Consider the following 25,867-nt stretch of genomic DNA (forward strand, 5'->3'; position numbering starts at 1 on the left):
TTGGCAACACTGACTTCCTGGGCGCCGTCGTCGACCTCGCAGGAAGCGTTGCGGCAGGCGTTTCTCGGCTTCCTCGCCTCGCGCGACGACACCTGCCGGCGTTCGTGCGAAGCGGGGCACCTGACGGCGTCGGCCGTGGTCCTGGACTCGACGGGGACGCGGGTGCTGCTGACGCTGCACCCGCGCGTCGGACGGTGGCTGCAGTTGGGCGGGCACTGCGAGCCGTCGGATGCTTCGCTGAGTGGTGCGGCGCTGCGAGAGGCCACGGAGGAGTCCGGCATGACGGGCCTGCGCATCGGCGCGGAGCCGGTGCACCTGGACGCCCACCCGGTCACCTGCTCGCTCGGCCTGCCGACGCGGCACTTCGACGTGCGGTACGTGGTGCGCGCGCCGGCCGGTGCGGAGCCCGTGCGCAGCGAGGAGTCGGACGACCTGCGCTGGTGGCCGGTCGACGCCCTGCCGGCGGACTCGGCGGACCTGGGCGAGTTGATGAGGGCGGCCGTTTCGTCCGGTTAGACTGATTGGCATGGACCTGTTCCTGGCCCGTCCGCACATCCACACCGGCGAAGGCGGCTACATCGGCCTGTGGGTGGTGCTGGCCGGGTTCGGGCTGGCGTTCCTGGCGCTGATCGTGGTGGTCGTGATCCGGCTGCGCAAGCAGCGGCGCCGCTAGGGTGGGCTGGGTGACCGTCAGCTTCGACAGCGCTTCGCCGGTGCCGCCGTACGAGCAGGTGCGCTCGTCGCTCGCCGCGCAGATCAACGACCGCACCCTGCCGGTCGGCACCAAGCTGCCCACCGTGCGCCGGTTGGCGGCCGACCTCGGCGTCGCGCCCAACACCGTCGCCCGCGCCTACCGCGAACTGGAAGAGGCGGGCCTGATCGAAACCCGCGGCCGCGCAGGCAGTTTCGTCGGCTCGACCGGCGACGAAACCCGCTCCCGCGCCCACGAAGCAGCCCAGGAGTACGCCGCCGTGACCCGCAGCCTCGGCCTCGCCCCGGCCGAAGCACTGGCCATCGCGAAGGCGGCGCTGGGCTGAGGCCCCTACCATGGGCCTTCTCGGTGAGAGGGGTGCTCATTCTGTGAACGCGATCCAGCCCTGGCACGTGCTGATCCTGCTGCTCTTCCTGGCCCTGGCCGGCGTCGTGACCGCGGTCGTGGTGGCGGCGACGCGGAAATCGGGCGGCCAGGGCCGGCCGGGCCCACCGTGGCAGGGCGGACCCGGGTATCCGCCTGGACCGGGGTACCCACCTCAGGCCGGGCCCGGATACCCGCCGCAGGCCGGGCCCGGATACCCGCAGGCCGGACCGGGCTACCCACCTCAAGCCGGGCCTGGGTATCCGCAGGCGGGACCGGGGTATCCGCCTCAGCCCGGGCAGGGCTATCCGCCACCCGGACCGGCGTATCCGTCCCAGGCCGGGCAACCGGGGTTTGGCCAGCCGCAAGGGTTTCCGCCGCAGCAAGGCGGTGAGCAGCAGCCGGCCCCGGACCACCAGCCGGATCAGCCGCCACTGGATCACCAGCCGCCCGACGGGCCGAAAGCCGACTGAGGTCCGGGCAAAGAAGCACCTCGGGGTCGGCAAGCGGCGCAGCTTGACCATGGGCGACCCACTACGGTCGCCGTTCGTTTCCGGGAGTCGAGAAGAGGAGTGCGGCCGTGGGCCATCTCGTGGTTGTTGTCATTCCGGCGCTGGCGGTGATCGCGCTGGCGATCATCGTGGTGCTGCGGATCGTCGGGGCGAACAAGTCGAAGCCGCAGCCGCCCGGTTATCCGCCGCAGCAGCAGTATCCGCAACAGCCACCGCAGTACCCGGCACAGCAGCCATTTCCGCCACAGCAGCAATACCCGCCCCAGTACGGCCAAGCGCAGCCGGGCCAGCAGCAATACCCGCCCCCGGCCCAGCCACCTCAAGCCGAGCAGCAGAACCCACAACAACCCCGCTGAACGCCGAACCCGGCGAGGGGCTTCACATCGCGCGATAGTCACGCAGTTCGATGCGCGGGCCGAAGCGGGGTTTGCGCGCGCCGGAGGCCTCCAGGTAACGGATGGCCCGCTGGCGTTGCGGCGCGTAGGGCTCCAGCAACTCCGCCAGGCCCTCGTCGTCGATCTTCCGGCCGAGCAGGGTGTGGCCGACCATCGACGGGATGTTGTAGTCGCCGAAGCTGACCGCGTCCGGGTCGCCCCAGGCGCGTTGCGCGATTTCCGACGCGGTCCAGACGCCGATGCCCGGGACCTTCCGCAGCAGCGCCCGCCCGGCGGTGCCCCGCAGCGCCACCGCCTCCTCCAGCCGAGGCGCCACGCGCGCGGCGTTGATCAGCGTCGTCCGGCGCTTGAGGTCGACGCCGACTCGGTGCCAGTTCCAGTCCACGATGGACCGGATCGCGACCGGGCCCGGCGGCACGCGCAGGCGGTCCGGCCCGGGGCCCGGCGCGCGGGTGCCGAACCACCGGCACAGCTCGGACCACGAGCGCAGCGCCTCCTTGCTCGTCACCTTCTGCTCCAGCACCGCGAGCACCAGCGAGTCCCACACCCGGCCGGTCGCGCCGAGGCGCAGGCCCGGGCAGCGACGGCGGGCCTCGGCGACCACGCCGTGGTGCGCGACGAAACCCGTGTCGTCATCGTCGGCGCCGAGCAGGGCCGGGACGCCGTCGAGCAGGAAGCCCGCGCCGTCGCCCCAGGCCTCGGCCTCGATGTCGCCGTCCGGGCGGTGCAGCAGCGCGAGCGTGCCGGGGCCGGCAGGGGTGTTCGCCGCCAGCCACCAGACACCGCGGTCGCGCTGGAAGTTCAGCGAGCCGCGCCCACGGCTGAGCGGCCCGAGCACCGAGCCCGGGTCGAGCGTGAACGGCGGCCGCCAGAGCAACATCGTTACGCGTCGCTCGAGAAGCGGATGCCGCCGTCGGGCAGCGTGATGCCGGGCCAGACCCGGGCGCCGTCGAGCAGTTCGCAGCCCGCGCCGACCGTCGCGCCGTCGCCCACCACCACGCCACGAAGCACGGCGCCCTCGCCGACGCGCGCGCCGCGGCCCAGCACCGAACGCTCCACAGTGGCCCCTTCCGCGACGGCGGCGTCGTCGAACAGCACCGAGCCGGTCACCGTCGCGCCCGCGGCCACCTCGGCCTTCGCACCGATCGTCGAGCCGCCCGAAACGACGGCCGTGTCCGCGACCCGCGCGCCGTCCAGCACCAGCGACTCGCCGGTCGGGCCGGCCAGCGCGGACGTCGGCGCGATGCCGCGCACCAGGTCGGCGCTGCCCCGCACGAACGCCTCGGGCGTGCCGACATCGAGCCAGTACGAGGAGTCCACGAAGCCGTGCAGGTGGGCGCCGGCCTCGAGCAGGCCCGGGAACGTCTCGCGTTCCACGGAGACGCGCCGTCCAGTCGGAATGGTCTCGACCACTGAGCGGCGGAACACGTAGCAGCCGGCGTTGATCTGGTCCGTCGGCGGGTTCGGCGTCTTCTCGAGGAAGGCCTGGACGCGGCCGTCGGCGTCGGTGGGCACCGAGCCGAACCGGCTGGGGTCGGGCACGCGCTGCAGGTGCAGGGTGACGTCGGCGCCGGAGTCCACATGGGTCCGCAGCTGTTCGCGCAGATCGGCGCCGGACAGGATGTCGCCGTTGAAGATGATCGCGTGCTCGGCGCGGAGCCGATCGTAGACGTTGCGGATCGCGCCGCCGGTGTCCAGCGGCTCGTCCTCGACGACGTACTCCAGTTCCAGGCCGAGCGCGGACCCGTCGCCGAAGTACTCCTCGAACACCTCGGCGCGGTACGACGTGCCGAGCACGACGTGGCGGATCCCGGCCGCGCGGATGCGCGAGAACAGGTGGCTCAGGTAAGGGGTACCGGCCGTCGGCAGCATCGGCTTCGGCGCGGACAGGGTGAGCGGCCGCAGGCGGGTGCCCTTGCCCCCGACCAGCACGACGGCGTCGACTTCGAGCTCGGTCGTCACAGAAAAACTCCTCTTTTATCACGCGCCGCTCAGCGACAAGCCGTGGGAAACCCTGACGGCGCGGGCTCCGAGGGCCTACCCTAGACAGGAAACAGGTGGGCCTTTCCCCAGAGGGCCCCGGGTCAGTCGGGAGGCCGAGGGGATGGACCCCCGCGATCGCGCGGACGCCTTGCTCGCACGTGCTCGTTCCCGCGGCGCCTTCGTGGTGACGCCGGACAACATGACGTCACCGATGGACGCCTCCAATACCCAGCAGATCGCCAGAGCCGTGGTCGCCGGGCTGGATCAGCAGGACCCCGACACGACGACGCAGCTGCCGGCGTCGCTGATCGAGGAGAACGATCACCCGCTGGCCGGCTACAACCCGACCACGCCGCTGGAACTGCCGGGCAGTTCGTCCGAGCAGGCCACCAAGCCGCAGCCAGTGGCGGCGCAGCAGGTGACCACGCCGCTGGTGCCGCGGCCGCAGGCCAAGCCCGTGCCCAGCCCGCTGCGCGAGCCGTCCGAGGAGGAGCTGACCGGGCTCGTCCCGACGGTCAAGCAGAACAACGGCCGCTCGAACCTGTCCCGCCGCCTCGACGGGCTGTGACCCCAGCGTTCGTGCACGAAAGTCAGGCGGCCCGGTGCTCACCGGGCCGCCTGACTTTCGTCAGCCCTTGCGGGTTTCCAGCTTGACGCGCAGGGCCAGCCCCAGCTTCACCGCGGCCAGCACCGGCTTCCAGCGCAGGCCCTGGTGCCGGTCGGCGAGGTAGCGGTAGGCGCTGGCGTGGTGCGCGCGCAGCATCTTCGCGGACGCGCGCGCCGTGGAGTGGCCGCCGATGTGCATCACGCTGGACGACGGCGCGTAGACGTTCAGCCAGCCGGCCTTGGCGAGGCGGTCGCCGAGATCGACGTCCTCGAAGTACATGAAGTAGCGCGTGTCGAAGCCGCCGACGGAGTCGAACGCCTCGCGCCGGAGCAGCTGGCACGAGCCGGACAGCCAGCCGGACGTCCGCTCGACGGGGGTGCCGGTCTCCTGGCGGTACTGGCGGGTCCAGGGGTTGCCCGGCCAGACCTTCGCGAACACGGCGTGCCCGATCCCGCGGCCGAACGACGGCAGCAGCCGCGCGGACGGGTAGACGGTGCCGTCGAGATCGTGGATGAGCGGCCCGAACGCGCCCCCGCGCGGCCACCGCTTCGCCACCTCCAGCAACGCGTCGAGCGATCCGGGCTCCCACTCGAGATCCGGGTTCACCACGACGATCCAGCCGTAGCTGTCATCGAGCGCCGCGACGCCACGATTGGCGGCCGTCCCGTAACCGACGTTCTCGCCGATGCTGACCAGCTGCACGTTCTCACGCTCCGCCGCCCGCTCCGGCGCGCCATCCGTCGACGCGTTGTCGGCGACGACGACCTTGACCTCACGGTCAGTCGCCTTTTCGAGCGTGTCGAGAAACTTCTCGAGAGTCTCGCCGGGAAAGTACGTCACGGTCACGACGGCGAGCCCGTCGCCGTAGCTGGGGTGCTCAGTCACCGCGCCATTGTCCCCCGGTCACCGACTGCGACTGCGGTACCCCGCGCTGCTCACTTCTGGGCGTCGCGACGGCGCTGTCGCCGAGCCGCGGCAATCGTGCCGCTGGGCGCGGAATAGAGGAGGTCACCGGGATTGACGTAGTAGGTGTTCGGATTCCGGTTGTGCGGTCCCCAGCCCGTCGAACCGCGAAGGAGCAGGACGCTCCCAGGCGCCGGATGACGACCTTTGAACCACGTGTCCTGGTGGTCCCCGGTCTCCTGCCAGCGGATCACCGCTTTCGCACCTCGGCGAGCGCGCTGGTAGACACGTTCTACGACCGCGACAGCCGCTTCATCACCAGCAAGAGCGCGTCTGGCCTGCAACTCCCGCCAGTGCTCGGCCAGCCGCTTGTCACGCCGCCTTCGGGCGAACACGGCCAGCAGCACCACGCCTACCGGAAACGCGCAACAAAGCAGGAGCCCCAAAGCCTGACCGAACGCCGCAAGCACGGACCCTCCCCGGTGCCGCTTGACCTCGATGAGTCAATCGTCAACCGAGCGGGTGGTCAACCTCGTAGTTCTCCGACACGTGTGTTTCGCGGGCGGCCGCGCGTCACCGATCCTGCAAATGCCGTGCCCAAGCCCGCCCATAAGCCTCACGATGACGCTCCGCCGTAGTAGCCCAAGAGAACTCCTTGGCCCGCTGCTGCGCCGCCGCCGCGAGTTCGGCGCGGCGGGAAGGGTCGTCGAGCAGTTCGGTGATCGCGGCGGCCACGTCGCCGGCGCCGACGCCGCAGTAGGCCACCGCGTCGCCGCCGACTTCGGGGAGGGAGAGGCGGCGGGTGGTCAGTACGGCGGCGCCGCAGGCCATCGCCTCCAGGACCGGGAGGCCGAAGCCCTCGCCGAGGCTCGGGTAGGCCACCAGTTCAGCGCCGCCGAGGAAGCCGGCCAGGGTGCCGAACGGGAGGTAGCCCGCGCGGATCACGCGCAGCCGGTGCGGCACGCCGTCGAGGGCGCGCTCCACCTGCGTGTCCCAGCCCGGCTGGCCGGCGAGCACCAGCGCGGGCGCGTCGGCACGGCCGGAGACGGCGCGCGCGTAGCCGCGGATCAGCGCCGGCACGTTCTTGCGCGGCTCCAGCGCGCCGAGGAATGCGATGTAGGGCGTCCGCCCGATGCCCATCGCCGCGCGGGCCGCCGCGATCTCTTCCGGGGACGGTGGGTGGAAGCGTTCCGTGTCCACGCCGTGGTGGATGATTTCCAGCTCCGCGCGCCGCACCGGGCTGACGCGCGCCAACTCGTCGGCCGTGGCCTGGCTCGGGACGACGCACATCGTCGCGCGGCGGAGCGCGGCCGAAGTCCACGCGCGGAAGAACCGGGCCTTCACCGACGAGTGCAGCACCGCGTCGGTGAAGAACGTCGCGTCGTGCAGCGTGACCACCGAAGCGGCCGAGCTGGCCAGCGGCATCGTGTAGTGCGGCGAGTGGACGACGTCCGCGGCGAGCTTGCGCACCAGCCTCGGCAGCGTCGCCTGCTCCCAGGTCAGCCGGGCCGTGCGGGTCGAGGTCGACGGCGACGCGGGCACCACCCGCGCACTCGGCGCGAGCCGGTCGTACAGCGGCAGGTCACGCGGCTGGCAGACGACCGTGAGCCGGGCGCCGTCCTGGTCGAGCGCCGCGACGAGCGAATCCACGTACCGGCCGACGCCACCCCGGTCCGCGGGCACCGCGGTCGCGTCGATCAGCACTCGGGGATCACCGGTCACTTGAGCAGAGTACGACCGTGACAGCGTGCGATGGTGGGGAACCGACAAACTGCTCCTCGCCTGGGAATGCCCGTGCCTCAGGACCGCCGCCGGTGAGCTGCCCAGACGGCCTCCGCGGCGGCGCGCCAGGTGAACGCGCGGGCCCGCTCACGGCCGAGCCGCGCCAGTTCCGCCGCGCGGTCCGGCGACCTCAGCACCGAACGCAGTCCGGCAGCCAACGCCGGAACGTCGCCGCGCGGCACCACCACGCCCGCGCCCCCCGCGACCTCGACCAACGCCGGGACGTCGGTGTGCACCACCGGGACGCCCGCGGCCATCGCCTCCAGCAGCGGGAGGCCGAAGCCCTCCGCGAGGCTCGGCACGGCCAGCACACTCGCGCCGCGCAGCGCGGTGGCCAGCTCGGCGTCGGTCACCTTTCCCAGCACCCGCACGTCGGACAGGCCCCGCTCGGCCGCCAGGCGCACCGGGTCGATGGCGCCCCAGCCGGGCTGGCCGGCGATCACCAGCGCGACGTCGCCGAGCTGCGCGACGGCGTCCACCAGCACGTCCATGCCCTTGCGCGGTTCGATCGTGCCGACGGCCAGCACGTACCGCTCCGGCAGGTCCAGCGGCGCCGCGCCCTGGGGCAGGGTCACGCCGTGCGGCACCACGCGCACCGGCACGGTCACGTCCACCAGCACTGCCAGCTCGTCCGCGACGGCCCGGGTCGGCACGATCAGCCCGGACGAGCGCCGCGCCGCCCGCGCGATCATCGAACGGTGCCAGCTGACGCCGCGCGCGGTCAGCGTCTCCGGATGCGTCCACGGCACGGTGTCGTGCACGGTCACGGTGAGTGTCCGCCCGGCGGGCGCGCGGGGCGGGGCGAACGGCGTGGGCGCGTGCACGGCGTCGCCGCCCGGCCACCACGGCACGCCGAGCTGCCATAGGCCGATCAGGCCGCGGGGCGGGAGTTTCAGCACGCGCGGGCCTTCGATGCCCTCGACCTGGGCGGCCGTGACATCCGCGTGGCGCGCGACCACGCTCGACACCGTCCACCCCGGCGGCGCGGTGCGCGCCAGCGCGGGGAGCAGTTCGGCGGTGTACCGGCCCGTACCACCCGGGACGGGGGCGAGCAGCTGCTCGGCGAGCACTACCAGTTCGGGCACGCCGCTATTCTCACCCAGGTGACCAGCGCGGAGCCCAGCACCACCGTCGTCGTGGTCACCTGGCGGGGCGCGGCCCACGTCACGGCCTGCCTCGACGCCCTCGCCGCCCAGACCCGTCCACATCGGACGCTGGTGGTGGACAACGCCTCCGACGACGGGACGGCCGGCCTGCTCGCCGCCCACCCGTCGCGGCCGCGGGTCCTCCGGCTGCGCCGCAACACCGGTTACGCGGGCGCGATGGCCACGGCGTTGGACCAGCTCGACACCCCGCTGGTGGCCTGGCTGAACGACGACGCGGCCCCCGATCCCGGCTGGCTCGCCGCGCTGGAGGACACCCTCGACGAGCAGACGCTGGCCGCCGCCGTCACGTCGCGGCTGGAACTGGCGGACGGCACGACGCAGTCCACCGGCGTCCGCCTGACCGCCGACGGCCGCGGCGCGGACCTCACCGAGCCCACCGACGAGGTCTTCGGCTTCTGCGGCGGCGCCGCGCTCCTACGCGCGGACGCGGTGCGCGAGGTGGGCGGCGTCCCGGCGGCTTTCTTCTGTTATTACGAGGACACCGACACGGCGTGGCGGCTGCGGCTCGCGGGCTGGCACGTCGTCGCGGCCGACCGTGCCCGCGTTCAGCACTTGCACGGCGCCAGCACCAAACCCGGCTCACCGCTGTTCCACCGCTGGAACGAGCGGAACCGGCTCCTCATGCTGTTGCGCTGCGCCCCGGCGGGGGTCGCCGTCCGGGAGGTGGCCCGGTTCGCCGTGCTCACGGCGGTGCTGCCACTACGCCGGATGAAACAACCGGCGGCCAACTTCGACCCGCGGCTACGGGCGCGGGTACTCGCCGAGGTCGCCGCGAGGCTCCCGTCGACGCTGCTGGCACGCCGTCGCATCACCCGGATCGCGGCGCTCGGCCGAGGCGCGATCTGGGAGGCATGGGCTGGCCTTTAAGCTGAGCCAGGCCCGACATCACGGACAGGAGCTCGTCTTGACGCAGGGGGACCCGCAACCGCTTGTCTCGGTGATCGTGGTGAACTACCGCGGCGCTGACGACACGATCACCTGCCTGCGGGCGCTCAGCTCCGAGCTGGACTACGAGAACGTCGAGCTGATCTGCGTCGACAACGCCTCGGGCGGTGACGACGCCGCCCGCATCCGGGCCGCGGTCCCGGCCGCGCGGCTGATCGAATCGCCGGTGAACACCGGGTTCGCCGGCGGCTGCAACCTCGGCGCGAAGCACGCCAAGGGCACGGTGCTCGGCTTCCTCAACAACGACGCCCGCCCGGCGCCGCGCTGGGTCTCCGCTGCCGTCGCCGAGCTGCGGACGCAGCCGACGGTGGCCGCCGTGGCCAGCAAGGTGCTCGACTGGGAGGGCACCGGCACCGATTTCGTCGACGCGGGCCTGACCTGGTTCGGCATGGGCTACAAGCGGCACGCGGGCAGCCCGCTGGCCGACGTCCCCGAGGCCGAGCACGAGCTGGCCAAGGACGTGCTCTTCGGCACCGGCTCGGCGATGTTCGTACGCGCTTCGGTGTTCGCCGAGCTGGGCGGGTTCGACGAGCGGTTCTTCATGTTCTACGAGGACGTCGACTTCGGCTGGCGGCTGAACCTGCGCGGCTGGCGGGTGCGTTACGTGCCGGAGTCGCTGACCTACCACCGTCACCACGGCACGATGGCCGCCGTCGACGCGCCGGAGACCGGCCGCGAGACGTTCCTGCTGGAGCGCAACGCGCTGGCCGCGCTGTACAAGAACCTGTCCGACGAGTCGCTGGCCCGCGCGCTACCCGCCGCGCTCGCGCTGGCCGTCCGGCGCGCGACCGCCCGCGGTGGTCTCGACCCGGATCAGCTGGACCTGGAAAAGGGCGTCAGCCCGGTCGAAACGGGCGACATCGCGGTGCCGCGGACGACGCTGGCCGGGGTGCTGGCCGTCGACCGGTTCGTGGAGCTGCTGCCTTCGCTGGCCGAATCGCGCGCGGTCGAGCAGGCCGCGCGGGTGCGCACCGATGCGGACCTGCTTCCGTTGCTGCGCAAGGCTTTGGAGCCCGCGTACCCGCTACCGGACTACCTGCGCGGGCACGAGATCCTGGTCGAGGCGTTCGGCATCGAGTCCGTGTTCGGGCAGCGGCGCAAGATCCTCGTGCTGACCGGCGACTCGATCACCGAGCGGATGGCCGGGCCCGCGATCCGGGCGTGGAACATCGCCTCGACGCTGGCCGCCGAGCACGAAGTGCACCTGATGACCACGAACCCGCTGGTCTCGCCGCCGCCGTCGGTCTTCCGCGTCAGCTCCGGCAAACACCGCGACCTGGACGCGCCGATCGAGTGGGCCGACGTGGTCATCCTGCAGGGCCACGTGCTGGAGCTGGCGCCTTCGCTGAAGAAGCAGCACGAGCACAAGATCGTGGTCGCCGACGTCTACGACCCGATGCACCTGGAGCTGCTGGAGCAGGGCAAGGGCGTGGCCGACGACCAGCGCGCGCTGGACCTCGCCGGGGTCACGAAGGTGCTGGACGCGCAGCTGGAGCGCGCGGACTTCTTCCTGTGCGCCTCCGAGCGGCAGCGGCACTTCTGGCTGGGCCACCTGGCCGCGCTGGGGCGGCTCTCACCGCGGCTGTACGACGCGGACCCGACCACGCAGTCGCTGCTCGCGGTGGTCCCGTTCGGGCTGTCGCCGCAGGCGCCGGTGCGGACCGGGCCGGGGCTGCGCGCGTCGCTCGGCATCGGCGAGTCCGACCGCGTGGTGCTGTGGGCGGGCGGGGTGTACAGCTGGTTCGACCCGCTGACGCTGATCCGCGCGTTCGACCTGCTGCGCGAGCGCCGGGACGACGCCCGGCTGGTGTTCCTCGGCATGAAGCACCCGAACCCCGAGGTCGCCGAGATGGACATCGGCGCGCGGACCGTACGGCTGGCCGATTCGCTGGGGCTCACCGACAAGCACGTGTTCTTCAACGAGCACTGGGTGCCCTACTCCGACCGGCAGAACTGGCTGCTGGACGCGAACACCGGCGTCACCACGCACTACGAGCACGTGGAGACCACCTTCGCGTTCCGCACGCGGGTGCTGGACTACCTGTGGGCGGGCCTGCCGATCGTCACCACGGACGGCGACGCGTTCGCCGACCTGGTGCGGGCCGAGGGGCTCGGCGTCGTGGTGCCGGCGGAGGACCCCGTCGCGCTGGCGGCGGCGCTGGAGAAGACGCTGTACGACGAGGAGTTCGCGGCCGGCTGCGTCTCGCGGATCACCGAAGTCGCGCGGCGGTACGCGTGGCCGGAGGCGCTGAAGCCGCTGGTGGAGTTCTGCCGTGATCCGCACCCGGCGGCCGACCGGCTGCCCGGCTCCGCGGACCTCACCACGACGCCACCGGTGCGGGGCCGCGAGATGGTGCGGCGCGACGTCGACCTGATCCGGGAGTACCTGACCGCGGGCGGGCCTTCGGAGCTGGCGCGGCGCGTCGGCGGCCGGGTCTCGAAGGTCGCACGCCAACGGCTGCGCCGTGGCTGACCGCCCCTTGCGGGTGCTGCTCGACGGCACTCCCCTGCTCGGCTCGCGGACCGGCATCGGCCGGTACACCGCCGCGCTGAGCGAGGAGCTGGCCTCGATGTCCGATGTGGACCTGCGCGCGGTGGCGTTCACCTTGCGCGGCTGGCGAAAGCTGCGTCACGTGCTGCCACACGGCGTGCGGGCGCGCGGCATGCCGGTGTCCGCGCGGCTGCTGCGCCAGACCTGGCTGCGCTCGGAGCTGCCGCCGGTGGAGCTGTTCGCGGGCTCGACGGACGTGGTGCACGGGACCAATTTCGTGCTGCCCGGCCGGCTGCGGGCCGCGGGCGTGCTGACCATCCACGACCTGGCGTTCCTGGACGCGCCCGACGAGCTGGCGCCGTCGGACCGCGACCTGCCGGAACTGGTCCGCCGCGGTGTCGCCCGCGCGAACGTGATCTGCACCCCGACGGCCGCCGTCGCCGACGCCGTCGCGACCCGCCTAGACGTGGACCGCGACAAGATCGTGGTGACCCCGCTGGGCGTCAACCCGGCCTGGTTCACCGCCCGCCCCCCGGACGACGGCCGGCGCGCGAAGCTCCGTCTGCCGGAGAAGTACCTGCTGTTCGCGGGTGCCGCCGGCCCGCGCAAGGGCCTGGACTGGCTGGCCCGCACCCACGCCTCGGCACCCGATCTGCCGCCGCTGGTCTTCGCGGGCCCGGGCCCGTTCGAACGGCTCCCCCGCTCCGGCCAGACGGGCTATCTGTCCGATGTGGACCTCCGCACCGTCGTCGCCGGCGCCGCCGCACTGGTCCTGCCCTCCCGCGACGAGGGTTTCGGCCTGCCCGTGCTGGAAGCCATGGCCTCCGACGTCCCCGTGGTATGCACCGACATCCCGGCCCTGCGCGAGGTCGCGGGCGACTGCGCCACCCTGGTCCCGTACGACGACGTGGACGCCCTCGCCGAAGCCCTCCGCACCGCCGTCACGGACCCCCACGCCACCGCGACATCCACCGCCCGCCGAACCCACGCCGCGAACTACACCTGGCGAAAGTGCGCGGACCTCACTGTCGGCGCTTACAAAAAAGCCATGGAGCGCTAAGTTTTACTGCGTGGCGAAATAAGCCTTCAACGCCTCATCCCAGGACCGCAGCGGCGTCAGCCCCGCCTCCCGCCAGGAAGCGTTCGACAGCACCGAATACGCGGGCCTCGGCGCCGGGAGCGGATAGTCCGCCGTCGTACAAGGCTTGATCCGTGACGGATCGGCCCCCAGTTCCGTGAAGATCGCCTTCGCGAAGCCGCACCAAGACACCTCCCCCGCACCAGTGCAGTGCAGGACAGACGAGGCCGGCGCACCGTCCTCCGCCAAGAAACCGGCCAGCTCCACCAGCCCGGCCGCCAAATCGGCCGACCACGTGGGCGAGCCCACCTGATCGTCCACAACGGACAGTGTGTCCTTCTCCTTCTCAAGCCGCGCCATGGTCTTCACGAAGTTCTTGCCGGACTTGCCGTACACCCAGCTCGTGCGCACCACCCAGGACCGCGCGCCGGAGCCCAGCACGGCGTCCTCGCCCGCCGCCTTCGTGCGGCCGTACGCGGTGTGCGGGCCCAATGTGTCAGTCACTTCATAAGGGCGGGAGGCGTCGCCGGCGAACACGTAGTCCGTGGACACGTGCACCAGCGGCACTCGACGGGACGCGCACGCCGCCGCCAGGACCCGCGGGCCGTCGACGTTCACGGCGAACGCGCGCTTCTCGTCGGTCTCCGCGGCGTCGACCGCGGTGTACGCCGCGGCGTTCAGCACCACCGGGAACGCGCCCGAGGCCGCCGCCCGCGAGGCCAGGGCGCCCACCGCGGACAGCACGTCGCCCACCGACGTCAGGTTCAGCTCGGCCGAGGGCGGCGCGAGCACCTCGACCTCCGGACCGGCCTTCGCGGCCAGGTCACGGCCGAGCTGGCCGGACCCGCCGGGCACGAGCAGAGCTAGCCGCATCGCTTACCTCCCAAGCAACCGCGAGAATCAGGACGCGCCGAGCGCGGCACGGGCCTTCAGCGGCTCCCACCACGCGCGGTTGTCCGCGTACCAGCGCACCGTACCCGCCAGACCGTCCTCGAAGGACACCCGCGGAGCGTAACCGAGTTCGCCACTGATCTTGGTGATGTCCACGGAGTACCGCCGATCGTGGCCCTTGCGGTCGGCCACCGGCTCGACCATGTCCCAGCCCACGCCGACCGCGTCCAGCAGCCGTCCGGTCAGGTCGCGGTTCGTCAGCTCCGTGCCGCCGCCGATGTTGTAGATCTCGCCCGCCCGGCCGCCGTCGGCGACGAGCTGGATGCCGTGGCAGTGATCGTCCACATGCAACCAGTCGCGGACATTGAGGCCGTCGCCGTAGAGCGGCACCTTGCGGCCGTCGAGCAGGTTCGTGACGAAGACCGGGATCACCTTCTCCGGGAACTGGTACGGGCCGTAGTTGTTCGAGCACCGCGTGACACAGACCGGCAGCCCGTGCGTGCGGAAGAACGAGCGCGCGATCAGGTCCGAGGACGCCTTCGACGCCGAGTAGGGCGAATTCGGCTCCAGTACGTGTTCTTCCGACCACGAACCGTCCGCGATGGACCCGTACACCTCGTCCGTGGACACGTGCACGAACTTGCCGACGCCGGCCTCCAGCGCCGCCTGCAACAGGGTCTGGGTGCCGAGCACGTTGGTCAGCACGAAGTCGGCCGAGCCGAGGATCGAACGGTCCACATGGGACTCCGCGGCGAAGTGCACCACCAGGTCGACGCCGCGCATCAGCCCGGTGACCAGCTCCGCGTCGCAGATGTCCCCCGGCACGAAGCGAAGCCGCGGGTCGGCGGCCACGGGGTCGAGGTTCGCCCGGTTGCCCGCGTAGGTGAGCTTGTCCAGCACCACGACCTCGGCGTCACCCAGCGTCGGGTACGCACCCGTCAGCGCCTGCCGCACGTAGTGCGATCCGATGAAGCCGGCACCGCCGGTGACCAAGACCCGCATGTCTGTACCCAACCTGTCCGTCTCTGCTGCCCGACCGGGCAATGAAAGCACCAGCCTACGGATCCTGTCGGGCGGACTCGGTAGAGTCACCTGAAGGCACACTGGTGGCCGGGGGGTTCGTCTTGCTGGGGGAGGAACACGTGACCGAGTGGCCTGGGGCACCCCTGCCGGTGCGCCCGGCGCACCGCAGTCGCGGCGTGCTCGTCGTGCTGCGGCGCGGCGGCAAGGTCGTGATGTCCGTGTTGTCGGTCGTCATCCTGGCGCTGACCTGGTACGGCTGGCAGTTCATCGGCGATCCGCAGACGGGGTTCACCACCACCGAGATCTTCGACCAGGCGCAGTCGCACGCCAAGCCGCTCGACGGCGCGATCGACATCCTCCTGGTCGGCCAGGACAGCCGCACCGACGCGCAGGGCAACCCGCTGCCGCGCGAGGTGCTGGACATGCTGCACGCCGGCGTCGCCGACGGCGAGCGCCAGACCGACACGATGATCCTCGTGCACATCCCGCAGAACGGGCAGCACGCCGTCGCCATCTCGTTCCCGCGAGACTCCTACGTCGACATCACCGGCGGGTTCGGCAAGCACAAACTCAACAGCGCGTACGTGTACGCCTACAACGACACGTTCAAGACACTTCAGGCGCACGGCGACGCCGATCTGAAGGACGTCGACGAGAAGGCGAAGGTCGCCGGCCGCAAGAACCTGGTCTCCACGCTGGAGAAGTTCATGGGCAAGCCGGGCATGATCGACCGGTACGCCGAAGTGAACCTGGCCAGCTTCTACGAGATCACCAACGCCATCGGCGGCGTCGAGGTGTGCCTCAACAACGCCGTGAAGGAGAAGAAGTCCGGCGTCGACCTGCCGGCCGGGCAGCAGAGCATCGAGGGCGTGCAGGCGCTGGCGTTCGTCCGGCAGCGTTACGGGCTGCCGAACGGCGACCTCGACCGCATCGGCCGCCAGCAGGCGTTCCTCTCCGGGCTGGCGAACAAGGTGCTGTCCTCGGACGTGCTGGCCAACCCGGTGAAGATCGCGCAGCTGATCGACGCCGTGAAGAAGTCCGTGGTGCTCTCGGCGGGCTGGGACCTCACCGAGTTCGCCGAGCAGATGCGCGGGCTCACCGGCGGCAACGTCGAGTTCCACACCATTCCCACGCAGGGCAACGCGACGATCGGCGGCGCCGACGTGCTGCGCGTCGACCCGGCGCAGGTGCAGGCGGAGGTCAGCCGGCTGACTTCCGACGGCGGCGCACCGCAGGACAAGCCCGCCTCGGCCACGCTGGCGGGCGCGGAGGCCGTCACCGTGGAGCTGTTCGACGGCACTGGCGCCGACACCGCCACCCAGGCGCACACTCTGTTGCAGGGCAAGGGATTCAAGCTCGCGGGCGACACCAAGCTGTCCACCCGGTCCAGCAGCGTGATCCGCTACAACCCGGCGGACGAGTCCGCGCTCGCGCTGGTCCGCGAGGCACTCGGCACCGAGGCCGAGGCCGAGCCGGACTCCGACGTCACCGCCGGGCACGTGCGCCTGCTGCTCGGCAAGGACCTGCGCGGCAAGCTGACGCCGGACACGTCGTCGAGCCCCTCGACGTCCTCCGCGCCGAAGACGCCGGTCGTGCCCGTCACCCCGACCGCGCCGCCGATTACGGCGGGCGGGGTGCCCTGCGTCAACTAAAGTCGGGCACTGAGCGTGGCGGCCGGGAGTGGACCGTCCGCGCGCCTTTAAGGTGGGGACCGGGGAGGTGCATGGGGTGCACGAGAACGAGGGCAAGTCCGGCAGCGCGGACGAGGCCGAGCCGACGTCGGAAACTGCCGGCGAGGAGGCCGCTTCGGCCGACAGTGTGACGGAGACGGCCGAGAGCGCGCCGAAGCCGGTCCTGGATCTGCCGCAACCGACAAAGCGGCCGGCTGTAGACACGGAAAGTGACGGGGAGCCGGTCTGGAAGCCGTCGCCGTTCCCCCGCACGCCCGGTCCCGCGCCGGTGGTCGTCACGCGCCGCGGCCGGGCCGGCCGCGCGGGCCGGGTGACCGCGCGGGTCGCGGTCGGCCTCGTGTCGGTGCTCGCGCTGGGCGCCACCGGCTACGCGTACGTCACCAAGGACCGGGTCCAGAACAGCGTGCCCACCACCGACGTGCTGACGCCGCGCGCGGGTGAGCCGCCCGCGCCGCCCGCGGACGACGGCGGCACGGACATCCTCCTGGTCGGCAGCGACGCGCGCACCGACGCGCAGGGCAACCAGCTGCCCACGAGCATGCTGAAGCAGCTGCGCACCGAGGAAACCCCCGGGATCAACACCGACACGATCATCCTGCTGCGGATCCCGAAGGGCGGCGGCAAGGCGTCGGGCATCTCCATCCCCCGGGACAGCTGGGTCGACATCCCCGGCCGCGGCCAGGCGAAGATCAACTCGGCGTACGGCGTCGCGAAGGCCAGGTTCGCCGCCGACGAGCGTGCGAACGGGGAGAAGGACCAGGCGAAGATCGAGCGCGACTCCGACGGCGAGGGCCGCCGCGTGCTGGTCCAGACCGTGCAGGACCTGACGAAGGTCCGGATCGACCACTACGCCGAGGTCAACCTGCTGGGCTTCTACCTGCTCACCGAGGCGCTCGGCGGGGTCAAGGTCTGCCTGAACCACGCGACCACGGACAAGGACTCGGGCGCGGACTTCCCCCGCGGCGTCCGGACCGTCTCGGGCGGTGAGGCGCTTTCCTTCGTGCGCCAGCGAAAGAACCTGCCGAACGGCGACCTGGACCGGATCGTGCGGCAGCAGGCGTTCCTGTCCTCCGCGCTGCACCAGGTGCTCTCCGCGGGCACGCTGACCAGCCCGTCGACGCTGAACAGCCTGATGGACGCCGTGCACCGCTCCATCGTGGTCGACGACGGCCTCGACGTGCTGGCCTTCGCGCAACAGGTGAAGGGCCTCACCTCCGGTGACCTGAACTTCACCACCATCCCGGTGATCACGGCCAACGGCCGCAGCCCCGACGGGCAGAGCATCGTCCAGATCGACCCGGCGGCGGTGCAGTCCTTCGTGGCCGGCCTGGTCGGCCGCGGCACCCCGAGCGGTGGCGGCGGGGCCGCGGCCGGTGCGCATGCCACGGCCGGGGCACGCGCGCTCACGCTGGATTCCGGCATCCCGGGCGTGCCCTGCGTCAACTGACTGGCCACGGACACTGATCGCGGCCGGGCCGGTCAGCTCAACTGCGAAGGCACGGCGCCGTAATGACGGACGTGACCCCGCGTCCAACCACGCTGGCTAGCCTGGAGCCATGAGCCTCACCGAGCAGCTGCTGCGCCCGCTACTGGCGTCGCCGGCGAAACCGCTGATCACGCATTACGACGACCGGCTCGGCAGCCGCGTCGAGCTGTCCGTGGCGACCACGGTGAACTGGGCCGCGAAGACGGCGAACTGGCTGGTCGACGAGTTCGACGTCGAGCCGGGTGACCACGTCGCGGTGCGCCTGCCCGCGCACTGGCAGACCGCCGGCGTGCTGCTGGGTGCGTGGTGGTGCGGTGCCCGCGTGGTCGCGGAGCCGTCCGGGGCACGGGTGGTGTTCGTCGGCCCGGACGAGGAAGTGGACGCGCCCGCGGTGGCCGTCGTCTCGCTCGACCCGATGGGCCGCGGCCTGAGCAACCCGCCCGGCGGCTCCGCGCTCGACTACCTCAACGAGGCCCGGCTGTCCGGCGACCAGTTCAGCCCGCTGTCCCCCATCCCCGGCGACACTCCGGCGCTCGGTAAGTCCACAGTGGACGAAATACTGACCGAAGCCAGGGCCCGCGCCGGGAAGCTCGGGCTCACCGCCACCGACCGCGTCCTGTCCACACTGGACTGGACGGTGCCCGAGGGGGTGCTCGACGGGCTGCTCGTGCCGTTGGCCGCGAGCGCCCACCTGGTCCAGGTGACCCACGCGGACCCGGCGAAACTCGACGCCCGCCGCGAGGCCGAGCGCACCACCGCCGACCTCTCCTGAACCCGACAATGGCCCCCTCCCACGGGAATCCCGGCGAGAGGGGGCCATCGCGTACGTCAGACGGTCTCGAGCTCCCCCGCCGGGATCCGCGCTTCGCGCTTGCGCCAGAACAGCACGTGGTCCAGCGAAAGCCGCCCGCCGTTGAAGCCCAGCGCGAGCGCGGCCAGGCCGAGCACCAGCACCAGCTCGTAGCCGCCGTTGCCGGTCAGGCCGTTCTGCGCGTGCACGGAGATCAGCGCGCCGGCCATGTCCACCGCGTAACCGATCGCGATCAGCGGCAGCAGGAAGCCCGCGACGAACGCGACGGATCCGAGGACCTCCAGCACGATGACGAAAACCGCCGCGACGGTCGGCAGCGGGATGCCCACGTGGTCGAACATGGTCGCGGTGGCGCTCACCCCGCCGTCCCACTTCTGCAAGCCATGGGCGAAGAACACCACGGCGACGCCGATCCGGCCGAGCAGCAGCGCGACGTCCTTGACTCGAGCGAACATAAGGTCTCCAGCTCCCCGATGGGTGAAAGTTCAACGTACTGAGCCCACGGTAGGGCACCTGTCGGCGATCACCGGGCTTCGGCGAGTGATCGACAGGAAACCGACAGGCACCATCGTTAACTCGCTGTACGCGCCCAGGCCCCGAGCAGTACCGTGCCGACGCCTGGTCAACCCCACCGCGAGGAGCCCCCGATGCGCCGACAGTCCGACCGACCCCAGTTCGGCCTGTCCACCGCATCCCTCGAGGACCTCGTCACCCATGACCACCCTGACCATCGGAACTCTCGCGCATGTCGACGCCGGTAAAACCAGCCTGACCAAGCGCCTGCTCTTCGAAGCGGGCGTGATCGGCCACCTCGGCAGTGTCGACGGCGGCGACACCCAGACCGACTCGCCGGAGCTGGAACGCCGTCGCGGCATCACCATCAAATCCGCCGTCGTCGCGCAGACCCGCGTCCTGATGCGCACGCTAACCCGGCTCGGCCTGCCCGTGCTGGTGTTCGTGAACAAGATCGACCGGATGGGCGCGCAGGAGGGCCAGCTGCTTGATGCCCTGCGCGCGAAACTCTCGCCGCGGTGCGTCGCGCTCAGCACGGTGACCGGGCTCGGCGATCACTGGCGCCGGCGTCGGCGAACTCGTCACGGCCGTGCGTGACCTGTTCCCGGCCCGCGCCCGCGACGGCGCCGGGCCGTTGGACGCCACGGTGTTCAAGATCGAACGCGGCCGCGCGTCGGCAGTGCGCGTGTACGAACACGGCGCGACTCCGCTCGAAGGCACGGCGCTGGCCGGTGACGTCGCACGGGTGTGGGGCCTGAAGGACGTCCACATCGGCGATCAGCTCGGCTCACCCGAACGCCTACCCGCTCAAGGGTTCTTCGCGCCGCCCAGCGTCGAGCTGTACACGGCGCTGGAACGACTGTCCGAACAGGACCCGTTCATCGGCATCCGGCGGCGCGGGCACGAGGTTTCCGTGCGGCTCTACGGCGAAGTGCAGAAGGAGGTCGTCCGCTCGACGCTGGCGGAGGAGTTCGGCGTGGACGTCCGGTTCGAAGAATCACGGACGCTGTACGTCGAACGGCTCTCCGGAACCGGCGCCTCTGTGCAACACCCGGCGCCGGACGAACGGGTCTACTTCTGGGCGACGGCGGGCGATTTCCGCGGGATGACGCAACTCGTGCTGCGGGAGGTCGTGCGCCGAGCCGGGACCCGCGTCCACGAACCCGTGAACACCTTCGAGGCCGAGGTCCCCACCGCCGCGGTGAGTGCGGTGCTGCGCAAGCTCGTGGAACTACGCGCGGTGCCGGGCGAGCCGGTTGCCCGCGGCTCAGTGTGCACTGTGGACGGAACCATCCCGGCCGCCTCGGTGCACGAGCTGGAGCAGGCGCTGCCCGCGCTGACGCAGGGCGAGGGGGTGTTCTTCAGCGAGTTCGGCGGGTACCGGCCGCGCTGAGCGGGCCTCAGACCGGGCGGCGGCGGGCCGAGTCGAGTTCGGCCCAGCCGCCGTGCCGGGCCAGCAGCGTGAGGACCTGCTCGGCGTGGTTCGCGAACCGGCGCAGGTCGTCGTGGAGGGTGCGGGCCCGCTCGAAGTCCAGCGGGGCGTGGTCGTCCCACCACAGGCCGATCACGGCGCTCGCGCACAGCACCAGGGCCTGCAGCAACCGGACGAATTCCTCCGACGGCTCGGTCGTCGCGGCCCGGTAGCCGGTCTCGATGTCGTCACACGCGTCGAGCAGCTCACGCAGCTGGTTGACGGCGTGCGCGGGCGTGCCGTCCCACGCCGCGCTCGGCCACGCGCGGTCGCTCAGCTCGAGCCAGAGCCGCCAGCCGGCGACCAGCTCGGCGTCGTCACTCGGCTTCCAGGTGTCCGGGACCGGCCATAACATGGGGTCGACTGTGACATCCGGCGTTCGGAAAGCACAACCGGAAACACCCGCCCGGCCCGAAAATGTTCGCGTTTTTACCCCGGCTTCCCTGTCCGCTTGCCCTGGCCGCCGGGCACTGGACTCGGCAATACTCACGACGGTGATCATCCGTGACGCGAGCGCGGCCGACTGGCCCGCCATCTGGCCGTTCCTGCACGACATCGTCGCCGCGGGCGAGACCTACCCGCTGCCCCCTGACCTGGGCGAACCCGCCGCGAAACAGCTGTGGCTGCTCACCCCGCCGGGTCGCACGGTGGTCGCCGTCGACGATGCCGGGACGGTGCTCGGCTCGGCGAAGATGAACCCCAACCGCGAAGGTCCGGGAGCGCACGTCGCGAGCGCGAGCTTCATGGTCGACCCGGCGCAGGCCAGTCAGGGTGTGGGCCGGGCCCTCGGCGAGCACGTGCTGGAGTGGGCCCGCGCCGAGGGCTACCGCGCAATGCAGTTCAACAGCGTCGTCGAGACCAACACCCGCGCGGTAGCCCTGTGGAAGTCACTCGGGTTCACCGTGATCGGCACGGTGCCCGAGGCGTTCCGCCACCCGGCCCACGGCTACGTGGGACTGCACGTGATGCACCAGTTCCTCAGCTGACCACCGGGGGCACGAAGACGCACTGCGGGGTCTTGGCGTGCGCCGGGTCCAGCGCGTTGAGCACCTCGCGCTCCGCGATCGGGTCATAGGGGATGCCGAGGTGGTCGGTGAAGTCCTGCGCGCAGACGTCCTGCAGCACGATGTTCTTGACGTTCGGCGCCGGCTTCAGGAACGCGTTGGCGTAAGGCGTGACCACGTCGTCGTACTTCGTCTGGATCACGGTGTAGTCGATGCCCGCCACGGTGTCGCCGCCGGCGTTCAGGGCGGTCAGGAACGCGGAGCCGGTGGACTGCTCGTTGCACGAGGCGCAGGCGAAGCCGACCAGGTCACGCACCGGCGGGATCGCCTGCACCGCCGTGAGCAGGCCGAACAGGCTGGTGCCGTAGTTCGACGGCGAGAGGCCGATCAGCTTGCCGATCTTCGAGGCGCCGCCGAGGTACTTGATCCAGTAGCGCGGGTTCATGCCGCCCTGCGAGTGGCCCACGATGTCCAGCTTCGACGCGCCCGTGGCGGCCAGCACCTTGTCGCCGAACGCCGCGAGCTGCGCCGCGGTGTCCGCGACCGGGCCGACGGTCTGCAGGAAGCTGCCGGGCGCGCCGCCGAAGTTGCCGGCGAACACGCAGTAACCGGCGTCGGCGAGCACCTGCGAGAGGTTCGCCCAGTTCTCGTAGGCGTTCGCGGTGGTGCCGTTGGACAACAGGACCGGGTCCGGGTGCTCGGCGCTCGGCTTGCAGTTCCAGTCGTTCGCGCCCGGCGGCGCGATCGTCGGCTGCAGCACCGAGTACACCGCCGCCGCGATGATGTTCGGCTGCACCGGCCCGGTCGGCTCCTTCACCGCCGCGTCCGCGGTGCCGGTACTCAGGGCGAATGCCCCGGCCACGGCCACCAGAACCACCACTCGACGCCCGAAAGCGCGCACGCCCATCCGCTTCACCTCTCTGTGAGCCGATGGTGACCAGTGTCACCCGACCACTTAACGCGCGAGTAGGTGAAGGGAAACGCCTCGGAGTGAGTTACTTTCCGGCCGCGTGCGCCGCGAGGAACTCCTTCAGGTGCGGGTTGATCTCCGCGGCGTGCGAGAGGCTGAGGAAGTGCGCGCCGTTCACGATCGTGACCAGCGGTTCGGCGTTCGGCAGCGCGGCCACGAGCGACTCGGCCCGCGCGATCGGGTACTCGCTGTCGGCGCTGCCGTGCAGCACGAGCACGGGAGCGGTGATCTCACCGACGCGCTCGAGCACGCTGTCCCGGCTGATCAACGTGGTCATGATCCGCTGGAACTGCTCGCCCGTCACCCCACGCCACTTCGCCTTCCACGAAGACGCTTCGTAGTCGCCGAGGCAGAACGTGGCCACGCCGTCGACCAGCGGCTCCGGTCCGGTCTGCAGCCAGGCCCCGATGAGCTGCCGGTAAACCGCGGCGGTCCCCTCGGCCTCCGGCTCGGCGGACGTGCCCAGCACGGCGAGCGAGGTGACCCGCTCCGGCGCGAGCAACGCCATCCGCAGCCCGATGAACCCGCCCTGGCTCGTGCCGACGACGGCGGCCCGCTCGACGCCGAGGTGGTCCATGACGCCGACGACGTCGCGGGCGACGTCCCAGTAGTCGAAGTCCGCGTCGGCCGGCGTGCCGCCCTGGCCTCGCTCGTCGATCGCGATCAGCCGGTACTCCGCGCCGAACGCCTCGACCTGCGGCTCCCACATGTCGATGTCCATCAGGAAGCTGTGCAGCAGCACGACCGGTGGCCCGTCGCCGCCGTAGTCGACGAAGTGGACCGGCTGCCCACCGTTCACGGTCACCGTTGCCATCGATACCTCCGTGTTAGACCGGTACGAAACCTTCTCTCACGCGGCTCGCGCTTTGGCAAGCGGGGCCGGCCGCTACCGCCGGCGCAGGCGCTTGTCCAGGATCGCCGGGGTGGGGCTGATGTAGAAATCACCCGAGTGGACGTCGACGCCCGGCGGGACGATCTCGTCGATCCGGTCCAGCACCTCGTCGTCCAGTTCGACGTCGGCGCCGGCCAGCAGGTCGGCGAGGTGCTCGGGGCGGCGCGGGCCGATCAGCACCGACGTCACCGCCGGGTGCGCGCGCACGAACGCGATGGCCAGGCGCGAAAGCGGCAGGCCCGCGTCGGCGGCCACCTTGGTCAACTTCTCGACGGCTTCGGCCTTCGCCTGGACGCCCGGCCGCGAGAGGTCGAACATCTGCGCGCCGAGGCCCGCGTTGCGGTGCCCGGCGGTCGGGTCGGCGCGGCCGGAGAGCCAGCCGGAGTTGAGCGGGCCGAACGTCAGCACGCCCAGGCCGTACCGCTGGGCCGTCGGCAGCACGCGGTTCTCGATGCCGCGGGTCAGGATCGAGTAGGGCGGCTGCTCGGTGCGGAAGCGGTGGTGGCCGCGGCGCTCGGCCGTCCACTGGGCCTCGACGGTCTCCTCAGGCGAGAAGAACGAGCTGCCGATCGCGCGTACCTTGCCCTCGCGCACGAGGTCCGACAGCGCGCCGAGCGTCTCGTCGATCGGGGTTTCGTGGTCCGGGCGGTGCATCTGGTAGAGGTCGATGTGGTCGGTGCCGAGGCGGCGCAGGCTGGCCTCCGCCGCGCGTTTGACCCAGCGGGGCGAGCCGCCGCGGTGGTTGGGGTCCTCGCCCATGGGGAGCCCGAACTTGGTGGCCAGCACCACGTCGTCACGGCGTCCCTTGAGCGCCTTGCCGACGATCACCTCCGACTCGCCGCCCGAGTAGACGTCGGCGGTGTCGACGAAGTTGAGGCCGGCGTCCAGCGCCGTGTGGATCATGCGGACCGACTCGTAGTGGTCGGTGTTGCCCATGGCGCCGAACATCATCGTGCCGAGCGCGTACTCGCTGACGGAAATGCCCGTGCCGCCGAGAATCCTGCGTTTCATCGCTGCCCTTCCCTGGTCGCTGGATTCAGCCAAGCACCGGTGGGCGATGGGTTGGGAGAGCCGCCCGTACCGGGGGTCCGGCAAACCCCCTTTCGTGGTTACGACCGGGCGTGATCTCGCTCTACGCTGGATTCATGAGCGAGCCGAACGCGGACCTGCGGGAGTTCCTGCGCTCGCGCCGGGCGAAGGTCACCCCCGAGGAGGCGGGCCTGCCGCCGTACCCCGGCGCGCGGCGCGTCCCGGGCCTGCGGCGCGAGGAGGTCGCCCAGCTCGCGGGCGTCAGCGTCGACTACTACGTGCGCCTGGAGCGCGGCCGCAACCTGAACGTCTCGGAGTCGGTGCTGGACGCCGTCGCGCGGGCGCTGCGGCTGAACGAACTGGAGCGCTCGCACCTGTTCACCCTCGCGAAGCCCCGCCGTGGCCGTCCGCGTGCCCTGCCGCCGCAGCGCGTCCGCCCCGGCCTGCGGCTGGTGCTGGACAGCCTCACGGAGGTGCCGGCGCTGGTCCTGGGCCGCCGGATGGACGTGCTGGCCGCCAACCGCCTGGCCCGCGCCCTGTACACGGATTTCGACGCCCTACCCGCGCGCTCCCGCAACATGGCCCGCCTGATCTTCCTGGACGACGCCATGCGCGCGGTGTACGCGGACTGGGAAGGCGCCGCGCGCGGCATCGTCGCGTCCCTGCACCTCTACGCCGGCCGCAACCCGCACGACCCGGCATTGGCGGACCTAGTCGGCGAACTCTCCGTGCGAGACCAGGACTTCCGCCACTGGTGGGCCGACCACGACGTCTTCGAACGCACCCACGGCGTCAAGCACCTCCACCACCCCCTCGTCGGCGAGCTCGTCTTGGGCTACGAGGCCTTCACCCCCGCCGACGACCCGGAGCAAACCCTCGGCATCTCGACCGTCGAACCGGGGTCGCCTTCGGAGGAACGCCTGCGTTTGCTGGGCAGTTGGACGGAACCGGCCACTTCGGACAGTTGAGTTCGCCCGGCTATGCCCCCTTCAGCTGCGCGATCATGGCCTCGCCGACCTCTTGCGCCTTCGGGCACGGATTCGTCTTCATCGACCCGGCACCGATGTTCGTGACCACGGACCAGGCCAGCTGATCAGTGACCCCGACCCACAACGTGCAACTACCCGATGCGCGCCCGTCCTGCGTGTC

The 25,867-nt window shown here is 71.4% G+C and carries 27 protein-coding genes and 1 pseudogene; 15 read left to right on the forward strand and 13 right to left on the reverse strand.

Annotated features, from left to right (window positions below):
- From BMY97_RS36210 to BMY97_RS36225, 4 genes are all read left to right on the forward strand, one after another.
- Nucleotides 1–516 (forward strand): NUDIX hydrolase, encoded by a 516-nt coding sequence (locus BMY97_RS36210; RefSeq protein WP_245787676.1) that lies wholly within the window; start codon nucleotides 1–3, stop codon nucleotides 514–516.
- Nucleotides 517–526: 10 nt separating this feature from the next.
- The gene (locus BMY97_RS47385) at nucleotides 527–673 is read left to right on the forward strand and encodes a hypothetical protein (RefSeq protein ID WP_177231703.1); all 147 of its coding nucleotides are present in this window, start codon (nucleotides 527–529) and stop codon (nucleotides 671–673) included.
- 10 nt (nucleotides 674–683) lie between these two features.
- Nucleotides 684–1,037, forward strand: a complete 354-nt coding sequence (locus BMY97_RS36215) for a GntR family transcriptional regulator (RefSeq protein ID WP_091626464.1) — start codon at nucleotides 684–686, stop codon at nucleotides 1,035–1,037.
- A 618-nt stretch (nucleotides 1,038–1,655) separates the two neighbouring features.
- The gene (locus BMY97_RS36225) at nucleotides 1,656–1,943 is read left to right on the forward strand and encodes a hypothetical protein (RefSeq protein ID WP_091626311.1); all 288 of its coding nucleotides are present in this window, start codon (nucleotides 1,656–1,658) and stop codon (nucleotides 1,941–1,943) included.
- Nucleotides 1,944–1,965: 22 nt separating this feature from the next.
- Here BMY97_RS36225 and BMY97_RS36230 read toward each other — a convergent pair whose 3' ends face one another.
- Together BMY97_RS36230 and manB are read right to left on the reverse strand one after the other, a co-directional pair.
- Nucleotides 1,966–2,859 (reverse strand): DNA-3-methyladenine glycosylase family protein, encoded by an 894-nt coding sequence (locus BMY97_RS36230; protein ID WP_091626467.1) that lies wholly within the window; start codon nucleotides 2,857–2,859, stop codon nucleotides 1,966–1,968.
- 5 nt (nucleotides 2,860–2,864) lie between these two features.
- Nucleotides 2,865–3,944: a mannose-1-phosphate guanylyltransferase gene (manB, locus tag BMY97_RS36235; RefSeq protein ID WP_091626314.1), complete on the reverse strand. Its 1,080-nt coding sequence runs from the start codon at nucleotides 3,942–3,944 to the stop codon at nucleotides 2,865–2,867.
- 142 nt (nucleotides 3,945–4,086) lie between these two features.
- Here manB and BMY97_RS36240 point away from each other — a divergent pair, with 142 nt between their 5' ends.
- Nucleotides 4,087–4,533: a hypothetical protein gene (locus BMY97_RS36240; RefSeq protein WP_091626317.1), complete on the forward strand. Its 447-nt coding sequence runs from the start codon at nucleotides 4,087–4,089 to the stop codon at nucleotides 4,531–4,533.
- Nucleotides 4,534–4,593: 60 nt separating this feature from the next.
- Here the strand turns inward: BMY97_RS36240 and BMY97_RS36245 are convergent, their stop codons facing one another.
- The 4 genes from BMY97_RS36245 to BMY97_RS36255 form a co-directional block, all read right to left on the reverse strand.
- Complete coding sequence (locus BMY97_RS36245; protein ID WP_177231704.1) at nucleotides 4,594–5,457, reverse strand: glycosyltransferase family 2 protein; 864 nt, start codon at nucleotides 5,455–5,457, stop codon at nucleotides 4,594–4,596.
- A gap of 50 nt (nucleotides 5,458–5,507) precedes the next feature.
- On the reverse strand, nucleotides 5,508–5,945 hold the full coding sequence (locus tag BMY97_RS46420) for a hypothetical protein (protein ID WP_143086379.1): 438 nt from the start codon (nucleotides 5,943–5,945) through the stop codon (nucleotides 5,508–5,510).
- A 103-nt stretch (nucleotides 5,946–6,048) separates the two neighbouring features.
- Nucleotides 6,049–7,179 (reverse strand): glycosyltransferase family 4 protein, encoded by a 1,131-nt coding sequence (locus BMY97_RS36250; RefSeq protein ID WP_091626320.1) that lies wholly within the window; start codon nucleotides 7,177–7,179, stop codon nucleotides 6,049–6,051.
- 95 nt (nucleotides 7,180–7,274) lie between these two features.
- Nucleotides 7,275–8,342 carry a glycosyltransferase family 4 protein gene (locus tag BMY97_RS36255; RefSeq protein WP_091626323.1) on the reverse strand — a complete coding sequence of 356 codons (1,068 nt, stop codon included), beginning with the start codon at nucleotides 8,340–8,342 and terminating at the stop codon, nucleotides 7,275–7,277.
- A gap of 18 nt (nucleotides 8,343–8,360) precedes the next feature.
- Here BMY97_RS36255 and BMY97_RS36260 point away from each other — a divergent pair, with 18 nt between their 5' ends.
- The 3 genes from BMY97_RS36260 to BMY97_RS36270 are packed head-to-tail and all read left to right on the forward strand — an operon-like array spanning nucleotide 8,361 to nucleotide 12,919.
- Nucleotides 8,361–9,290 carry a glycosyltransferase family 2 protein gene (locus BMY97_RS36260; protein ID WP_091626325.1) on the forward strand — a complete coding sequence of 310 codons (930 nt, stop codon included), beginning with the start codon at nucleotides 8,361–8,363 and terminating at the stop codon, nucleotides 9,288–9,290.
- 37 nt (nucleotides 9,291–9,327) lie between these two features.
- Entirely contained in the window at nucleotides 9,328–11,841 is a 2,514-nt protein-coding gene (locus BMY97_RS36265; protein ID WP_091626328.1) for a glycosyltransferase, read from the forward strand.
- Nucleotides 11,834–12,919: a glycosyltransferase family 4 protein gene (locus BMY97_RS36270; protein ID WP_091626329.1), complete on the forward strand. Its 1,086-nt coding sequence runs from the start codon at nucleotides 11,834–11,836 to the stop codon at nucleotides 12,917–12,919. Before BMY97_RS36265 ends, BMY97_RS36270 begins: the two co-directional genes overlap by 8 nt.
- A gap of 3 nt (nucleotides 12,920–12,922) precedes the next feature.
- Here BMY97_RS36270 and rfbD read toward each other — a convergent pair whose 3' ends face one another.
- Entirely contained in the window at nucleotides 12,923–13,810 is an 888-nt protein-coding gene (rfbD, locus tag BMY97_RS36275) for a dTDP-4-dehydrorhamnose reductase (protein ID WP_091626332.1), read from the reverse strand.
- Between the two features lie 27 nt (nucleotides 13,811–13,837).
- Nucleotides 13,838–14,830: a dTDP-glucose 4,6-dehydratase gene (gene rfbB / locus BMY97_RS36280; RefSeq protein WP_091626334.1), complete on the reverse strand. Its 993-nt coding sequence runs from the start codon at nucleotides 14,828–14,830 to the stop codon at nucleotides 13,838–13,840.
- 140 nt (nucleotides 14,831–14,970) lie between these two features.
- On the opposite strand from rfbB, the gene BMY97_RS36285 reads away from it, so the two are divergent.
- From BMY97_RS36285 to BMY97_RS36295, 3 genes are all read left to right on the forward strand, one after another.
- Complete coding sequence (locus BMY97_RS36285) at nucleotides 14,971–16,503, forward strand: LCP family protein (protein ID WP_245787677.1); 1,533 nt, start codon at nucleotides 14,971–14,973, stop codon at nucleotides 16,501–16,503.
- A gap of 202 nt (nucleotides 16,504–16,705) precedes the next feature.
- The gene (locus BMY97_RS36290) at nucleotides 16,706–17,989 is read left to right on the forward strand and encodes an LCP family protein (RefSeq protein WP_425425380.1); all 1,284 of its coding nucleotides are present in this window, start codon (nucleotides 16,706–16,708) and stop codon (nucleotides 17,987–17,989) included.
- A 109-nt stretch (nucleotides 17,990–18,098) separates the two neighbouring features.
- Entirely contained in the window at nucleotides 18,099–18,800 is a 702-nt protein-coding gene (locus BMY97_RS36295; protein ID WP_091626342.1) for a TIGR03089 family protein, read from the forward strand.
- 56 nt (nucleotides 18,801–18,856) lie between these two features.
- Here the strand turns inward: BMY97_RS36295 and BMY97_RS36300 are convergent, their stop codons facing one another.
- Complete coding sequence (locus tag BMY97_RS36300; protein ID WP_091626346.1) at nucleotides 18,857–19,294, reverse strand: DoxX family protein; 438 nt, start codon at nucleotides 19,292–19,294, stop codon at nucleotides 18,857–18,859.
- Between the two features lie 259 nt (nucleotides 19,295–19,553).
- On the opposite strand from BMY97_RS36300, the pseudogene BMY97_RS49435 reads away from it, so the two are divergent.
- Together BMY97_RS49435 and BMY97_RS36310 are read left to right on the forward strand one after the other, a co-directional pair.
- Nucleotides 19,554–19,904: pseudogene (locus BMY97_RS49435) on the forward strand (GTP-binding protein); the annotation flags it as partial.
- Between the two features lie 37 nt (nucleotides 19,905–19,941).
- Nucleotides 19,942–20,745 carry a hypothetical protein gene (locus BMY97_RS36310; protein WP_091626352.1) on the forward strand — a complete coding sequence of 268 codons (804 nt, stop codon included), beginning with the start codon at nucleotides 19,942–19,944 and terminating at the stop codon, nucleotides 20,743–20,745.
- A gap of 7 nt (nucleotides 20,746–20,752) precedes the next feature.
- Here BMY97_RS36310 and BMY97_RS36315 read toward each other — a convergent pair whose 3' ends face one another.
- The gene (locus BMY97_RS36315) at nucleotides 20,753–21,178 is read right to left on the reverse strand and encodes a hypothetical protein (protein ID WP_091626354.1); all 426 of its coding nucleotides are present in this window, start codon (nucleotides 21,176–21,178) and stop codon (nucleotides 20,753–20,755) included.
- A gap of 139 nt (nucleotides 21,179–21,317) precedes the next feature.
- Between BMY97_RS36315 and BMY97_RS36320 the strand changes: the two genes are divergently transcribed.
- Nucleotides 21,318–21,809 carry a GNAT family N-acetyltransferase gene (locus tag BMY97_RS36320; RefSeq protein ID WP_218156956.1) on the forward strand — a complete coding sequence of 164 codons (492 nt, stop codon included), beginning with the start codon at nucleotides 21,318–21,320 and terminating at the stop codon, nucleotides 21,807–21,809.
- Here the strand turns inward: BMY97_RS36320 and BMY97_RS36325 are convergent.
- From BMY97_RS36325 to BMY97_RS36335, 3 genes are all read right to left on the reverse strand, one after another.
- Entirely contained in the window at nucleotides 21,802–22,734 is a 933-nt protein-coding gene (locus BMY97_RS36325) for an esterase/lipase family protein (protein WP_091626356.1), read from the reverse strand. The genes BMY97_RS36320 and BMY97_RS36325 overlap by 8 nt on opposite strands.
- Nucleotides 22,735–22,822: 88 nt before the next feature.
- Entirely contained in the window at nucleotides 22,823–23,611 is a 789-nt protein-coding gene (locus BMY97_RS36330) for an alpha/beta fold hydrolase (protein WP_091626359.1), read from the reverse strand.
- Nucleotides 23,612–23,683: 72 nt separating this feature from the next.
- A complete protein-coding gene (locus BMY97_RS36335; RefSeq protein ID WP_091626362.1) occupies nucleotides 23,684–24,700 on the reverse strand; it encodes an aldo/keto reductase in 1,017 nt (338 codons plus the stop codon).
- Between the two features lie 134 nt (nucleotides 24,701–24,834).
- On the opposite strand from BMY97_RS36335, the gene BMY97_RS36340 reads away from it, so the two are divergent.
- Nucleotides 24,835–25,686, forward strand: a complete 852-nt coding sequence (locus BMY97_RS36340) for a helix-turn-helix domain-containing protein (protein WP_091626476.1) — start codon at nucleotides 24,835–24,837, stop codon at nucleotides 25,684–25,686.
- Nucleotides 25,687–25,867 lie beyond the last annotated feature (181 nt).

This window comes from Amycolatopsis saalfeldensis, assembly GCF_900110575.1.
Lineage (GTDB): Bacteria > Actinomycetota > Actinomycetes > Mycobacteriales > Pseudonocardiaceae > Amycolatopsis > Amycolatopsis saalfeldensis.

Excerpts from the sequence above, each read along its gene's own strand:
- BMY97_RS36300 (WP_091626346.1), bottom strand. The coding sequence starts at position 19,294 with ATGTTCGCTCGAGTCAAGGACGTCGCGCTGCTGCTCGGCCGGATCGGC.
- BMY97_RS36315 (WP_091626354.1), bottom strand. The coding sequence starts at position 21,178 with ATGTTATGGCCGGTCCCGGACACCTGGAAGCCGAGTGACGACGCCGAG.
- BMY97_RS36240 (WP_091626317.1), top strand. The coding sequence starts at position 4,087 with ATGGACCCCCGCGATCGCGCGGACGCCTTGCTCGCACGTGCTCGTTCC.
- rfbD (WP_091626332.1), bottom strand. The coding sequence starts at position 13,810 with ATGCGGCTAGCTCTGCTCGTGCCCGGCGGGTCCGGCCAGCTCGGCCGT.
- rfbB (WP_091626334.1), bottom strand. The coding sequence starts at position 14,830 with ATGCGGGTCTTGGTCACCGGCGGTGCCGGCTTCATCGGATCGCACTAC.
- BMY97_RS47385 (WP_177231703.1), top strand. The coding sequence starts at position 527 with ATGGACCTGTTCCTGGCCCGTCCGCACATCCACACCGGCGAAGGCGGC.
- BMY97_RS36335 (WP_091626362.1), bottom strand. The coding sequence starts at position 24,700 with ATGAAACGCAGGATTCTCGGCGGCACGGGCATTTCCGTCAGCGAGTAC.
- BMY97_RS36330 (WP_091626359.1), bottom strand. The coding sequence starts at position 23,611 with ATGGCAACGGTGACCGTGAACGGTGGGCAGCCGGTCCACTTCGTCGAC.
- BMY97_RS36295 (WP_091626342.1), top strand. The coding sequence starts at position 18,099 with ATGAGCCTCACCGAGCAGCTGCTGCGCCCGCTACTGGCGTCGCCGGCG.
- BMY97_RS36325 (WP_091626356.1), bottom strand. The coding sequence starts at position 22,734 with ATGGGCGTGCGCGCTTTCGGGCGTCGAGTGGTGGTTCTGGTGGCCGTG.
- BMY97_RS36340 (WP_091626476.1), top strand. The coding sequence starts at position 24,835 with ATGAGCGAGCCGAACGCGGACCTGCGGGAGTTCCTGCGCTCGCGCCGG.